Here is a 14,721-nt window from a genome sequence, read left to right as displayed (position 1 = left end):
TTATTAATGTTTAAAATTAAACATCATTTATTATTCTTAAATATATTTGTATTTTTTGGTTTAGGATTATTTTTAATTACTAGTAATAATTATATTATGGCGATGGGAAATAAAAATAGCAATAATAATGAAATTTCCAATGATGAAGAATATGCCTTATATGTACAAGCAGAATTTTCAATACAAAACGAATTAACAAACTTCAAATTCAATAATGAAAAAAAATCAGAACTTTTGTATAAACAAACTTGTATTACAAAAGCAATTCAAAAATATAATAAAAGAAAAAATAATCATCAATTATCAACGCCATATGATAATCGACCAGAAAGTTTTCAAAATAATTTACATTCTTTAACAGAAAATAATAATAATTTATCTGGCGATCTTCAATATATTAATTTAACAAAAAACAATTCTAATATATATTCGGTTGATAAACCAGAAAGTTATAAAAAGAATGATTCTAAAAATAAAGGAGTGATAATTAATGATTAAATTAAAAAATAAATTTCAAATAATAAGTGTTTTTTTATTTACTTTTATAGGTTTATTATTTATTTTTAATACTAAATGTTTGTATGCTTTACCTGGAATAACTTTAGAAACACAAAAGATCCGATTAGAAGAAAGAAAAAATGAATTAAAGTCACAAGAAATAGTACTATCTCAAGAACCAAGAAATAATGTAAATATTGAAAGATTATGTCATGTTAGAACGGAAATAGTTAAGATAAATATGGAAATATATATGATAATGCAACAGATTCAAATGCGAGACATCATACAATAAACCCCCAAACACAAGAAACCCAAAACATTCCAAGGCCAATCGAATAATTCTAATAAAACATTAAATAATAATTAAATATATTAATTAAATATAAATAAAAGGAGATTTAATTAATGTTAAAATCAACAACTCAATGTAAAATAATTTATCTTTGTTTAATAATCTTTGTAGGATTGTTATTTATAATAAATAATCAACAATTAATGGCGATGAATAACGATAATAACAATAATGAAATAAGAAATGAAATAAGAGAAATTAATAATAGAATTTTGGAATTAGCTTTAGAAAAAAAACAGTTATCCAACCAAATGAGTTTAAATCCAATAAGATCTTTTGCAAACTTAGAATTAAATATCAGAAACCGAGCGATATATTTAGAGCTAAACAATCTTTATGATAGATTAAGAATTATCGGGCAACAACCCATCAACCCTAATCAACCAAATAACCCCCTAAATCGATAACACCCAAACGCTAAAATAAAATTAAATAATATTCACAAAAAAGACCTCTCCCAGGGTCTTTTTCTTTTACCCAAACACACAACAACTTACAAGGTCATTAAACTAAAAACCAAAGGAGGCAAACAAATCATGATTAAAATCAATGCGCTGTTCCGTTTTTTTAGACAAATTTTGTCTTTAAAATTGTTCTTTAAGACTTAAAATTAAGTAGATAATTTCATATCTTTTCAAACTAAGGAAATATTTTTTTTAAATTTCAAAAAGTTTCTAAAACTTTTAATAATTCATTAGTTTCAAAAGATATTTTTATTAAATATTTTTATCTTTACACTATATAGTTAGGTAAAAAAAGTTAAAATTCCGTTAAGAAAATGAAAACATAATTATTTTTTTGCGTAATTATGTTATTTTGATTAAAAAAATGCGCAAAAAGATAACCTTTTTCAAGGTTGAAAATTTGAAATAAAAAAATTATTATCTAAAATTTTGACAATATTGAGAAGGTGATGAATAATTTAATTTAGCTAAAATCCATTGATTGTTCCAAAATTTAGGGAAATAATTGATTATTTTTTTAACTTTTTCAGGTGATTTTTGAAATAAAAAAGGATGTTGATGTTGTAAGATAGTTTTCATTTGGCCGAAAAAGTTTTCAATTACAGCGTTATCACGTGGAGTAGCTTTTCTCGACATGCTGATTAAAAAACCTTTTTTAATTAGTGTTTGTTGGACTTTTTGTGATTGATAAACTGTGCCTTGGTCGGAATGAATGATACAAGGTTCTTTTAATAGAGGTAATTTTTGGATGGTGTTTAAAACTAATTCTTTATTTTGATGTTTGGAAGTGTGGGAAGCGATAATTTGGTTGTTGAAAGAATCAATAATACAAGAAAAATATAAAAATCCTTGGGGAGTTTTGAAATAAGTTATGTCGGTAAATAGTTTTTTCATGGGTTTAGTTGATATAAAGTCTTGATTAATTAAATTGTCTACCACTTTTAATTTAGCTTTTAAATTATTTTTATAATAATATTTATTTTTTTTAATTCTTAAACGACAAAAAATACCGTTTTCTTTCATAATAGTATAAATTTTTTTCTTGGTAATGTTTTCGTTAAAAGTTTTTTGGTATAAATCAGTGATTTTACGATGACCGCAAAAATATTTTTCTTGTAAACATAAAGCTTTGATGCGATTTTGTTGTAATAAGTATTTTTCTTTTTTTGGCTTTTATTTTATTTTTGACTTTCAACCAATAATAATAAGTGCTTCTTTTGGTTTTGATAGTTTTTAAAATGGTTGTTAAATTTAGTTTTTGATTAAATTGTTTAACTAATTCGAAAACAGTTTTTTTATCAGTTTTTTGGTTTTTTTTCATTAGAGTTTGTAATAATTTATTTTTTTGTTTCTCTTTTTCTATTATTTTAGCTATTTTTTTCATGATTTAAATATTGTTTCCTTTTTTTATATCATATACATAACCATTATAACTCTGAATGATTATATTTATTTAAAAAAGGGGGTAGCGCGCAACTGGGGGATTTTTATTTTTCTTCTTCTTTTATTTATGTGTACTTATGATTGTTATTAGCGCTTCAGCGCGTTAGGGTATTGTGTTTGGATAATTTTTAACAACTCTTTTTAATAATGTAAAGGAAAAATAGGGAGTTATTTATATATCGAAAAATAATAATGATAGATAAAAGATACAACGATAATATCAAATATCGAGTATCATTATCATTATCGATATAATATATAAAATATCACTCCTTAAAAATGTTTGGTTTTGTCAAAGAATTTTAAATATTGAAAGTGTTATAAAACTGTTAGTGAAGTGTTATAAAACTGTTAGTTAAGTGTTTATTTGATTTTAGATATATATTTATACATGGGATGTATTTTTTTAACCCGATAGCCCTGTTTATTTTTGGTTAAAAATAATTTGATGTGTTTTAAATCTTCCGATTGATAATAAATAACATTTAATCCTTTTTTATAATTTGTTTTTATAGGATTGTTATATTTATCTACTTTTTTAGCATCTAATTTATATAATTTTAAAGTTTCTAGTTTGTCTATGGTTATCTTACTTATTAATTCTTTAATATAATCTTTTTGTTCGTTAAGATAATTAATTTGGAAGATAGGGAAATGTGTTTTAAGGGTATTATTTTGGTGTTTTGGGGGTGTTATTGGGTTGGTAAGGGTTAGATTATTATCGTTTTCGGAAGAGTGATTTTTGATTATTTCTATTCTATACTTTTTCATTTCATCTAAGATTTGAGGGTCTACAAATAGAGTTTGGTTTTTAGGGCGGTAGTTTGTTTGTTGATAGGAATTTTTCTTTTTAGAATGAGAAACAATTGTAATATTTAATAATTCTCCTTTTAATGTTTGTAAAAAGTTTTTGATTTGAACTAAGTCGTTGGGGGTTGATTTTGTTTCCCAACCGCCCTTAATGATTCCTTGATTTATTTCTTTTTTCATATTTTTCTCCTTTTAGTTAGTTTTTTAGTTTTTTGTTATTTTTGATATAAAAAAAAGACCTTCAATTGAAGGTCAAGTTTGAATATTGAAATATTTTTTAGGTATATGTTGGATGGCATTTATTAATATTATGGATTCTTAGTCCCATAATTGGTTAGTTTAGTCTAAAAGGAGTACTTATTATTATTGGTTAAAAGTTAACCATAAAATTAAAATAAAACAAGAACAATATCTTTTAAAACAAAAACGTATTGAATCTTTATGTAAAATGCATGAATATTTATTTGGCCATCGTAAAATCACTCATTTATATCAAAAAATCTTTAATGAACCCATCACTAAGAAAAAAGTTTATTTCATCATGAAAGAAAAAGGGATTTGTTGTCGTTTAAGAAGCAAAAAAATAAATATCATTATCAACAATTAAAATCTCAATTAAAAATAGTTCCTAATTTAATTAATCAAGATTTTAAAACTTATAAACCGATGCAAAAACTATTTACCGACATCACTTATTTTAAAACTCCACAAGGTTTTTTATATTTTTCATGTATTATCGACTCTTTTAACAATCAAATAGTCGCTTCTCATATTTCTAATCATCAAAATAAAAATTTAGTTTTAAATACTATCAAAAAAATGCCAAAACTAAAAAAACCTTGTATTATTCACTCAGATCAAGGAACAGTTTACCAATCACAAAAAGTCCAACAAAATTTAACGAAAAAAGGGTTTTTTTAATCATCATGCCGAGAAAAGCCGCCCCTCGTGATAACGCCGTCATTGAGAACTTTTTCGGCCAAATGAAAAGTATTTTATTTTATCGCGATCCTTTTTTATTTCAAAATCCAATGACAAAAATGAAAACCATCATTAACCAATTTCCTGCTTTTTGGAATAAAAAATGGATTTTAGCTAAATTAAACTATCTTTCACCTATCCAATATGCGTAAAGTTTAAGATAAAACAATTAAAAAAATAGCTTTCAAAATAGACCTTTTAAAAAGGTATCTTTTTTGCGCCTTTTTTTCAATAAAATGTTTTTATTAATAATAAACATCATTTTCTTTTCATTTTGTTGACGACTTTTTAACTTTTTTTACCTAACTATATAGTGAAGGGGTAAAATATTAGTATAAATATCTTTTGAAACTAGCAAATTATATAAAAAACATTAGACACTTTTTTCGTCTAATGAAAATACTTTGTTAGTTTGAAAAGATATGAAATTATCACTTAATTTTAAGTTTTAAAGAATAATTTTAGAGACAAAAGTTGTATTAAAAAACGGAACAGCGCAATATTACCGATTAATTGGACTTTATTTAACATTTTATTTCTCCTTATTTTTATAATTTGGGTTTAGTTTTCTAATTGCATTATCTTTTAAATCTTCAATTTGTGAGAGTTTTAAATTAAGTTTTTGGGCGATTGCATGATTGGATAGGGGTTGTTGATTAGGTTTGTTGTTGTTTTCTAATGAGATACCAAAATTTAAACAAATAACATTGAATTCATTTTTACTTAGTTTAGTTTTTAGTTTTTTTATTAATAATTCATGTTTTACTTGTTTTAGCCATAATTGATGCGGATTAAGGATTTTATCCCAATTAGGTTGTTTGTATTGTTCTTCTTTAAAACTGATATTGTTTGGTTTGGTTGTTTTTTGGGGAATTGAAGGTGAATGGCTTTTTCTTATTAGTTCATTGATTGCTGATTTTATTGTTGGTGTTGCATAGGCGATAAAGTCATAACCTAAATCTTGGTAATTATTTAGAGCTTTGATTAATCCTAAAATCCCTTCTTGATATAAATCCTCCTTAGTTAAAACTTTAGGGCAATATTTAAAATGATAAGTTATTTTTTTTACTAAAGGTAAATGAAGTTCGATTAATTGATTACGAATTTCTAAATTCTTTTTATTTTTTAAAAAATCTTTAAATAATTTTTGTCTTAACATTCAATTCCTTTCTAAAAACATTTTTTTAGAAAAGATATGAAATTATTTTTCAGTCTTGAAACAAAAAAGACTAACTTAATAGTTAGCCTTAAAGAATTTTTAAAAAGTAAAAAGTGTCTAAACTTTTGGAACACCTCAACATGGAGGTCTTAATTTTTCTGAGGGTATTTTTGATGAAAAAGATAATAATAAAAAATTAGATGAAATTTTAAAAGAGAATTTAAAATTAAAAAAACAATTAAATAATATAAAAAATCCTTTAATTACGGAATCTATTGATGATACTGAAAATGATTTTTAATTTTAATTTTTTAAAATATTTAATTTCTTTTGATTTTAAAGTTTTTTTTATTTATTATATGATTTATTTTATAATATTTTTCTTACTAAATCATCTTTTTTATTTGGTTTTAATGTTGGTTGGAATATTAATTTTATTAATATTTATAATATTATAAAAACTATATTTATTTTTATATGGGAACATTTGACAACTTTAATTTATCCTTTAAAATTATTTAGTTCATTTTTTGATTTTTTAATGCAAATATTAAAAATTTTTATTGATGTTTTTTATACTATTATAGGATATATTAAAAGTTATATAACAAGTCTTACTGGTCAAAAATTAATGGATCCTAGTGAAAGTATGTGGGGGAAAATAAAAGAAATAGCAAAGATGATTTTTAGTGTTGCTGTTGGTGGCTCTGTTATTTATTTTTTGAAAGAAATTAAAAATTTTGTTTTAAACTCTTTCATTAAAATAGGTGATTTGTTGTTTAAAATTGTTTTAAGAATATTAGATATTATTTCAATTGTTTTAAAATTATTTTTATTTTTGTTTAAAAAGGTTATAATAATATTGAGTTTCATTTTATCATTTTTTATTAATTTCCTATATTTATGGGTATTTGAAAATGATAAAAAAATGCTTTAATTATTTTTGATAATAGAGAAAAAGAGATTTAAAAATGTCAAGTTTTAGAATAGGCAATAAACATTATAAAATAATTCCTTTTTTAATTACTACTGGAACATTCCTTTTTTTTGTGTTTTGGATAGGTGGACTTGCTTATGAATATTTTTTAGAAACCGAAGAAAGACGTAAATTACAAGAAGTAGATATTAAAGAAAAAGCAAGAGAGTTAAATAATGATATATATATTGAAAATAAAAAACTTAAAGAAGAAAACGAACATTTAAAAAATGTTCCTTATGAGTTTATAAGAGGTAACGGAGAAAAACAATATTATAATTTATTTACTCATAAATTAGTTAAAAAAATTGATAATGATAATAATATTTTTGAATATGATAAAAATAATGGTTTTTTATTAAAAAAAACTGATAAATATAATAATGTTGAAGAGTATGGTTCACATGGTAAATTAATCAAAAAAACTTTATCAGATGGCGTTTGGACTGAATTTAATCCAGTTAATGATAAAATGGTAAAAAGAAAAAATATTGATAATTCTATTGAAGAATTTGATGATAATGAAGAAAAGTTTAAAGAAATAGATAAAAACGGTAAAGTTAAATTTTTTAAAACCAAACTTTATAAATATCCGTCCGAAATTGATTATTACGATGGTAAAACAATATATTATATTGAGGAATACGATCAACAAACAGGAAAATTAATTACAAAAACTATTTATAGACCTGATGGTAAAACAATATATTATATTGAGGAATACGATCAACAAACAGGTAAAATAATTAAAGAAACAACATTTGAATCCGATGGTAAAACAATTAATTATATTGAGAAAAACGACTCCCAAACAGGTAAAAGAATTAATAAAATTTATTATAACCCTGATGGAACTATTAAAGAAATCATAAATCATTAATAATATTATATTCATATCCAAAGACGAGAAGAGCGAACTAGGAGGCCAGCCGAAGAACATTACAATTAACCTATTACACCCCTCCTATAAAGTCCCCTTGCTGGTTCTGGCAAAACTACCATTTTAATTGAAAAATTAAGATAAAAAGAAAAACCTTTAATTTTGGTAGCTACTAATAATACTAAAAAATTATTTATGTTAAAATATTTTCATCATTATAAGAAGGATAATCTTCTCTTAATGATGAGGTGTTCCAAAAGTTTAGACACTTGCGCTGTTCCGTTTTTTTAGACAAATTTTGTCTTTAAAATTGTTCTTTAAGACTTAAAATTAAGTAGATAATTTCATATCTTTTCAAACTAAGGAAATATTTTTTTAAAATTTCAAAAAGTTTCTAAAACTTTTAGTTTCAAAAGATATTTTTTTGTCATATTTTATCTTTACACTATATAGTTAGGTAAAAAAAATTAAAAAAGTGGTAAGAAAATGGAATTATAATTATTTTTTTACATAATTATGTTATTTTGATTAAAAAATGCGCAAAAAGATAACCTTTTTCAATGTTGAAAATTTGAAATAAAAAAATTATTATCTAAAATTTTGACAATATTGAGAAGGTGATGAATAATTTAATTTAGCTAAAATCCATTGATTGTTCCAAAATTTGGGGAAATAATTGATTATTTTTTTAACTTTTTCAGGTGATTTTTGAAATAAAAAAGGATGTTGATGTTGTAAGATAGTTTTCATTTGACCGGAAAAGTTTTCAATTACACCGTTATCGCGAGGAGTGGCTTTTCTCGATATGCTAATTAAAAAACCTTTTTTTCGTTAAAATTTGTTGGACTTTTTGTGATTGATAAACTGTTCCTTTATCTGAGTGAATAATACAAGGTTCTTTTAATAGAGGTAATTTTTGGATGGTGTTTAAAACTAATTCTTTATTTTGATGTTTGGAAGTGTGGGAAGCGATAATTTGGTTGTTGAAAGAATCAATAATACAAGAAAAATATAAAAATCCTTGGGGAGTTGAAATAAGTTATGTCGGTAAATAGTTTTTGCATGGGTTGAGTTGATATAAAGTCTTGATTAATTAAATTGTCTACCACTTTTAATTTAGCTTTTAAATTATTTTTATAATAATATTTATTTTTTTTAATTCTTAAACGACAAAAAATACCGTTTTCTTTCATAATAGTATAAATTTTTTTCTTGGTAATGTTTTCGTTAAAAGTTTTTTGGTATAAATCATTGATTTTACGATGACCGCAAAAATATTTTTCTTGTAAACATAAAGCTTTAATGCGATTTTGTTGTAATAAGTATTTTTCTTTTTTTGCTTTTATTTTATTTTCGACTTTCAACCAATAATAAGTGCTTCTTTTGGTTTTGATAGTTTTTAAAATGGTTGTTAAATTTAGTTTTTGATTAAATTGTTTAACTAATTCAAAAACAGTTTTTTTATCAGTTTTTTGGTTTTTTTCATTAGAGTTTGTAATAATTTATTTTTTTGTTTCTATTTTTCTATTATTTTAGCTATTTTTTTTTCATGATTTAAATATTGTTTCCTTTTTTTATATCATATACATAACCATTATAACTCTGAATGATTATATTTATTTAAAAAAGGGGGTCGCGCGCAACTGGGGGATTTTTAGTTTTCTTCTTTTTTTATTTATGTGTACTTATAATTGTCATTAGCGCTTCAGCGCGTTAGGGTATTTTGTTTGGATAATTTTAAACAACTATTTTTAATAATGAAAAGGAAAAATAGGGAGTTATTTATATATCGAAAAATAATAATGATAGTTAAAAGATACAACGATAATATCAAATATCAAGTATCATTATCATTATCGATATAATATATAAAATATCACTCCTTAAAAATGTTTGGTTTTGTCAAAGAAATTAAAGGGGTCAAATGGTAATAAGATGGTAATAATAAATTGTTTATTTATTTTTTATTAAAATTTGATAAATAACCAGACCTAATTTTTTTAACCCGATAGCCCTGTTTATTTTTGGTTAAAAATAATTTGATGTGTTTTAAATCTTCCAATTGATAATAAATAACATTTAAACCTTTTTTATAGTTTGTTTTGATAGGATTGTTATATTTATCTACTTTTTTAGCATCTAATTTATATAATTTTAAAGTGTCTAGTTTATCTATGGTTATCTTACTTATTAATTCTTTAATGCAGTCTTTTTGTTCGTTGAGATATTTATATTTGGGGAAGATAGAGAAATGTTTTTTTTAAGGGTATTATTTTGGGTTTTATGTGTTTGTTTAGAGTTATATTATTATGTTCTTCGGAATGATGATTTTTGATTATTTCTATTCTATATTTTTTTATTTCATCTAAGATTTGAGGGTCTACAAATAGAGTTTGGTTTTTGGGCGGTAGTTTGTTTGTTTTTTGGGGAATTGAAGGTGAGTGGCTTTTTTTATTGTTGGTGTTGCATAGGCGATAAAGTCATAACCTAAATCTTGGTAATTATTTAGAGCTTTGATTAATCCTAAAATCCCTTCTTGATATAAATCCTCCTTAGTTAAAACTTTAGGGTAATATTTAAAATGATAAGCTAGTTTTTTTAATAAAGGCAAATGAAGTTCGATTAATTGATTACGAATTTCTAAATTCTTTTTATTTTTAAAAAAATCTTTAAATAATTTTTGTCTTAACATTCAATTCCTCTCTAAAAACATTTTTTTAGCTCCTTATATATCCTATGAATGAGCTGACAAGAAACAAAAAATTGTTTTAGATATTATTTATAATTTCAAAAAGAAAAATACCTACTAAAAAGGTAATTATCGACGAAACATAAAACTCTTTTTGTTTTAAGCAGAAAATTAAATAAACTAAAATAAACCTAAACTAATTAGGTCCTCAAAAATTAGTTTTGTGTTATATATAAAATAAATTTTTTAAAAAAATATTAAAAAAAAATATTAAAAAATAAAAAAATTTAATTATAATAAATTAGGTGGTTAAAAAATAATAATTACCTTTATAAAAGATAATAATCAATTACATTATTTACAAAAAAATTTGTCCCTTTGTTCAGAAAATTAAATCCCCATTTTAAAAAACAACTAAAAAACAAATCAAAGAAGTTTTTAATAATATTGAATTTTTTATAATTTAAAAAATAATAATTACAACACTTTAGAAAGTATACATCATGTTAAATATTTATAAAATTAAGCATTATTTTTGTTCAATATTTTTTTGTTTATTTTCAATAATATTTTTTTTTATTTTCTTTTTTTGGATATCATATTGTTTATCTAAACAAAAAATATTAAAGTTCCAAAAAACAAATAAAATGCATAAACAAATCCAACAAATTAATTACAAAAATGAATATAATCCAAATATATATAATAAAAAAACAGAAGAAAAATGCGAAAAACAAAATCCTAAAACGTGTCAAAAACCAATAATTCCTTTAGAAGAATATGATCCAATAGAAGAATTAAAACTATCTAAATATATGTCTGAACCTGCAGTTGTAACAGTTATAAATGCTTTAAAAGACAAACATGAACAATTATACAAAAAACATCTTTTGGTGAAATATTTAACGGATTATTTAATGACAAAAAATAATTCAATTAAAACTTTAACAGATAAATTAAAAGAAAAAAAAGAAGAATTAGAAGAAGAAAAAAATCAACTTATAACAGCAAAAGAAGAATTAAAAACAAAAGATAATTCAATTAAAACTTTAACAGATAAATTAAAAGAAAAAGAATTAGAATTAGAAGAAGAAAAAAATCAACTTATAACAGCAAAAGAAGAATTAAAAACAAAAGATAATTCAATTAAAACTTTAACAGATAAATTAAAAGAAAAAGAATTAGAATTAGAAAAAGAAAAAAATCAACTTATAACAGCAAAAGAAGAATTAAAAACAAAAGATAATTCAATTAAAACTTTAACAGATAAATTAAAAGAAAAAGAATTAGAATTAGAAGAAGAAAAAAATCAACTTATAACAGCAAAACAAGAATTAAAAACAAAAGATAATTCAATTAAAACTTTAACAGATAAATTAAAAGAAAAAGAATTAGAATTAGAAGAAGAAAAAAATCAACTTATAACAGCAAAAGAAGAATTAAAAACAAAAGATAATTCAATTAAAACTTTAACAGATAAATTAAAAGAAAAAGAATTAGAATTAGAAGAAGAAAAAAATCAACTTATAACAGCAAAACAAGAATTAAAAACAAAAGATAATTCAATTAAAACTTTAACAGATAAATTAAAAGAAAAAGAATTAGAATTAGAAGAAGAAAAAAATCAACTTATAACAGCAAAAGAAGAATTAAAAACAAAAGATAATTCAATTAAAACTTTAACAGATAAATTTAAAGAAAAAGAATTAGAATTAGAAGAAAAAAAAAATCAACTTATAACAGCAAAACAAGAATTAGAAGAAGAAAAAAATCAACTTATAACAGCAAAAGAAGAATTAAAAACAAAAGATAATTCAATTAAAACTTTAACAGATAAATTAAAAGAAAAAGAATTAGAATTAGAAGAAGAAAAAAATCAACTTATAACAGCAAAACAAGAATTAAAAACAAAAGATAATTCAATTAAAACTTTAACAGATAAATTAAAAGAAAAAGAATTAGAATTAGAAGAAGAAAAAAATCAACTTATAACAGCAAAACAAGAATTAGAAGAAGAAAAAAATCAACTTATAACAGCAAAAGAAGAATTAAAAACAAAAGATAATTCAATTAAAACTTTAACAGATAAATTAAAAGAAAAAGAATTAGAATTAGAAGAAAAAAAAAATCAACTTATAACAGCAAAACAAGAATTAGAAGAAGAAAAAAATCAACTTATAACAGCAAAAGAAGAATTAAAAACAAAAGATAATTCAATTAAAACTTTAACAGATAAATTTAAAGAAAAAGAATTAGAATTAGAAGAAAAAAAAAATCAACTTATAACAGCAAAACAAGAATTAGAAGAAGAAAAAAATCAACTTATAACAGCAAAAGAAGAATTAAAAACAAAAGATAATTCAATTAAAACTTTAACAGATAAATTTAAAGAAAAAGAATTAGAATTAGAAGAAAAAAAAAATCAACTTATAACAGCAAAACAAGAATTAGAAGAAGAAAAAAATCAACTTATAACAGCAAAAGAAGAATTAAAAACAAAAGATAATTCAATTAAAACTTTAACAGATAAATTTAAAGAAAAAGAATTAGAATTAGAAGAAAAAAAAAATCAACTTATAACAGCAAAACAAGAATTAGAAGAAGAAAAAAATCAACTTATAACAGCAAAAGAAGAATTAAAAACAAAAGATAATTCAATTAAAACTTTAACAGATAAATTTAAAGAAAAAGAATTAGAATTAGAAGAAAAAAAAAATCAACTTATAACAGCAAAACAAGAATTAGAAGAAGAAAAAAATCAACTTATAACAGCAAAAGAAGAATTAAAAACAAAAGATAATTCAATTAAAACTTTAACAGATAAATTAAAAGAAAAAGAATTAGAATTAGAAGAAAAAAAAAATCAACTTATAACAGCAAAACAAGAATTAGAAGAAGAAAAAAATCAACTTATAACAGCAAAAGAAGAATTAAAAACAAAAGATAATTCAATTAAAACTTTAACAGATAAATTTAAAGAAAAAGAATTAGAATTAGAAGAAAAAAAAAATCAACTTATAACAGCAAAACAAGAATTAGAAGAAGAAAAAAATCAACTTATAACAGCAAAAGAAGAATTAAAAACAAAAGATAATTCAATTAAAACTTTAACAGATAAATTAAAAGAAAAAGAATTAGAATTAGAAGAAAAAAAAAATCAACTTATAACAGCAAAAGAAGAATTAGAAGAAGAAAAAAATCAACTTATAACAGCAAAAGAAGAATTAAAAACAAAAGATAATTCAATTAAAACTTTAACAGATAAATTAAAAGAAAAAGAATTAGAATTAGAAGAAGAAAAAAATCAACTTATAACAGCAAAAGAAGAATTAAAAACAAAAGATAATTCAATTAAAACTTTAACAGATAAATTTAAAGAAAAAGAATTAGAATTAGAAGAAGAAAAAAATCAACTTATAACAGCAAAAGAAGAATTAGAAGAAGAAAAAAATCAACTTATAACAGCAAAAGTAGAATTAAAAACAAAAGATAATTCAATTAAAACTTTAACAGATAAATTTAAAGAAAAAGAATTAGAATTAGAATTAGAAGAAGAAAAAAATCAACTAAATTATTCCCACAAAAATAAATTTTTTTTCTTTACAATATTAACTATAATAAATTTACTTTTTTTAAATATTTTTATTTTATATAAAACATATAAATTTTATAGAGTGAATTATAAAGAATAAACTTAATTTCTTATTTTATTTAAAGATTTTAAATAAAAATCTTTAAATTTATAAAAAATATAATAATATTATTAAATAACGATAAATAATTAATGAATCCATTTAATTAATGTTTAAGAAAATATTTTTTATTTTTTAAAAACTCTTTAAGGCTAACTCTTAAGTTGGTCTTTTGTTGAAAAACTGATAAATATAATAATGTTGAAGAGTACGGTTTACATGGTAAATTAATTAAAAAAAACTTTATCAGATGGCGTTTAGATGGAATATAATCCTATTAATTCAAAATTAATGAAACGTAAAAATATTGATGATTCTATTGAAGAATTTGATGATAATGCAGAAAGATTTAAAGAAATAGATAAAAATGGTAAAGTTAAATATTTTAAAACTAAAATTTATAAAAATATTTCGGATTTTAAGAAATTATTTATTAATGATAAAGGTTTAGAAATAAATTTATTAGAATCTCGTATTTTTAATTTAAAAGATTTAAAAGCTTCTGGATATACTTTGGAACAATTAATATCTTTTGGATATAGTTTGCAAGATTTAAAAGATGCTGGATATATTAGTATAGAAGAGTTTGAAAATCTTGGATATAATTTGTATGAATTGAGAACTATGGGATATATTAGTGTTTTACAAATAATAATTTTTTTCCCTTCATATGATTTAAATAAATTAAGAATTGCTGGATATATAAATTTTAGATAATAGAAAAGCATTCAAAGACGAGCAGAGCGAACTAGGCGGCCAGCCGAAGAACATTAC

General features: G+C 21.9%; 8 protein-coding genes and 5 pseudogenes. 8 read left to right on the top strand and 5 right to left on the bottom strand.

What is annotated here, in order from left to right:
* Positions 1-6: 6 nt before the first annotated feature.
* From AYWB_RS01760 to AYWB_RS01750, 3 genes are all read left to right on the top strand, one after another.
* Positions 7-498 carry an SVM family protein gene (locus tag AYWB_RS01760; RefSeq protein ID WP_011412649.1) on the top strand — a complete coding sequence of 164 codons (492 nt, stop codon included), beginning with the start codon at positions 7-9 and terminating at the stop codon, positions 496-498.
* Positions 491-793 carry an SVM family protein gene (locus AYWB_RS01755; protein ID WP_011412648.1) on the top strand — a complete coding sequence of 101 codons (303 nt, stop codon included), beginning with the start codon at positions 491-493 and terminating at the stop codon, positions 791-793. The genes AYWB_RS01760 and AYWB_RS01755 overlap by 8 nt, the downstream gene beginning before the upstream one ends.
* A gap of 113 nt (positions 794-906) precedes the next feature.
* On the top strand, positions 907-1,260 hold the full coding sequence (locus AYWB_RS01750) for an SVM family protein (RefSeq protein ID WP_011412647.1): 354 nt from the start codon (positions 907-909) through the stop codon (positions 1,258-1,260).
* A 474-nt stretch (positions 1,261-1,734) separates the two neighbouring features.
* On the opposite strand, the pseudogene AYWB_RS01745 reads toward AYWB_RS01750, so the two are convergent.
* Together AYWB_RS01745 and AYWB_RS01740 are read right to left on the bottom strand one after the other, a co-directional pair.
* A pseudogene (locus AYWB_RS01745) lies at positions 1,735-2,701 on the bottom strand (IS3 family transposase).
* A 422-nt stretch (positions 2,702-3,123) separates the two neighbouring features.
* Positions 3,124-3,750, bottom strand: coding sequence for a hypothetical protein (locus AYWB_RS01740; RefSeq protein WP_011412644.1), 627 nt, complete (start codon positions 3,748-3,750; stop codon positions 3,124-3,126).
* A 166-nt stretch (positions 3,751-3,916) separates the two neighbouring features.
* Here AYWB_RS01740 and AYWB_RS01735 point away from each other — a divergent pair.
* A pseudogene (locus AYWB_RS01735) lies at positions 3,917-4,703 on the top strand (IS3 family transposase); the annotation flags it as partial.
* Between the two features lie 380 nt (positions 4,704-5,083).
* Here AYWB_RS01735 and AYWB_RS01725 read toward each other — a convergent pair.
* Positions 5,084-5,710 (bottom strand): sigma-70 family RNA polymerase sigma factor, encoded by a 627-nt coding sequence (locus AYWB_RS01725; RefSeq protein ID WP_011412640.1) that lies wholly within the window; start codon positions 5,708-5,710, stop codon positions 5,084-5,086.
* 487 nt (positions 5,711-6,197) lie between these two features.
* Here AYWB_RS01725 and AYWB_RS03940 point away from each other — a divergent pair, with 487 nt between their 5' ends.
* Positions 6,198-6,647: a hypothetical protein gene (locus AYWB_RS03940; RefSeq protein ID WP_011412639.1), complete on the top strand. Its 450-nt coding sequence runs from the start codon at positions 6,198-6,200 to the stop codon at positions 6,645-6,647.
* 34 nt (positions 6,648-6,681) lie between these two features.
* Positions 6,682-7,566 carry a DUF2963 domain-containing protein gene (locus AYWB_RS01715; protein WP_011412638.1) on the top strand — a complete coding sequence of 295 codons (885 nt, stop codon included), beginning with the start codon at positions 6,682-6,684 and terminating at the stop codon, positions 7,564-7,566.
* 588 nt (positions 7,567-8,154) lie between these two features.
* Here AYWB_RS01715 and AYWB_RS03700 read toward each other — a convergent pair.
* A pseudogene (locus AYWB_RS03700) lies at positions 8,155-9,052 on the bottom strand (IS3 family transposase).
* 471 nt (positions 9,053-9,523) lie between these two features.
* Positions 9,524-10,258, bottom strand: a pseudogene (locus AYWB_RS04540) (sigma-70 family RNA polymerase sigma factor).
* 644 nt (positions 10,259-10,902) lie between these two features.
* Between AYWB_RS04540 and AYWB_RS01695 the strand changes: the two are divergent.
* Positions 10,903-13,947, top strand: a complete 3,045-nt coding sequence (locus tag AYWB_RS01695) for a hypothetical protein (RefSeq protein ID WP_160122696.1) — start codon at positions 10,903-10,905, stop codon at positions 13,945-13,947.
* A 179-nt stretch (positions 13,948-14,126) separates the two neighbouring features.
* Positions 14,127-14,664: pseudogene (locus AYWB_RS01690) on the top strand (hypothetical protein); the annotation flags it as partial.
* Positions 14,665-14,721 lie beyond the last annotated feature (57 nt).

Source organism: Aster yellows witches'-broom phytoplasma AYWB (genome assembly GCF_000012225.1).
Taxonomy (GTDB): Bacteria; Bacillota_I; Bacilli_A; order Acholeplasmatales; family Acholeplasmataceae; genus Phytoplasma.
The sequence above is the reverse complement of the archived record's forward strand: the minus strand, read 5'-3'. Positions and strand labels throughout refer to the sequence as shown.

Bases quoted from the DNA above. Each gene is read 5' to 3' on its own strand.
- AYWB_RS01760 (WP_011412649.1), top strand. From the start codon at position 7: ATGTTTAAAATTAAACATCATTTATTATTCTTAAATATATTTGTATTT.
- AYWB_RS01755 (WP_011412648.1), top strand. From the start codon at position 491: ATGATTAAATTAAAAAATAAATTTCAAATAATAAGTGTTTTTTTATTT.
- AYWB_RS01750 (WP_011412647.1), top strand. From the start codon at position 907: ATGTTAAAATCAACAACTCAATGTAAAATAATTTATCTTTGTTTAATA.
- AYWB_RS01740 (WP_011412644.1), bottom strand. From the start codon at position 3,750: ATGAAAAAAGAAATAAATCAAGGAATCATTAAGGGCGGTTGGGAAACA.
- AYWB_RS01725 (WP_011412640.1), bottom strand. From the start codon at position 5,710: ATGTTAAGACAAAAATTATTTAAAGATTTTTTAAAAAATAAAAAGAAT.
- AYWB_RS01715 (WP_011412638.1), top strand. From the start codon at position 6,682: ATGTCAAGTTTTAGAATAGGCAATAAACATTATAAAATAATTCCTTTT.
- AYWB_RS01695 (WP_160122696.1), top strand. From the start codon at position 10,903: ATGCATAAACAAATCCAACAAATTAATTACAAAAATGAATATAATCCA.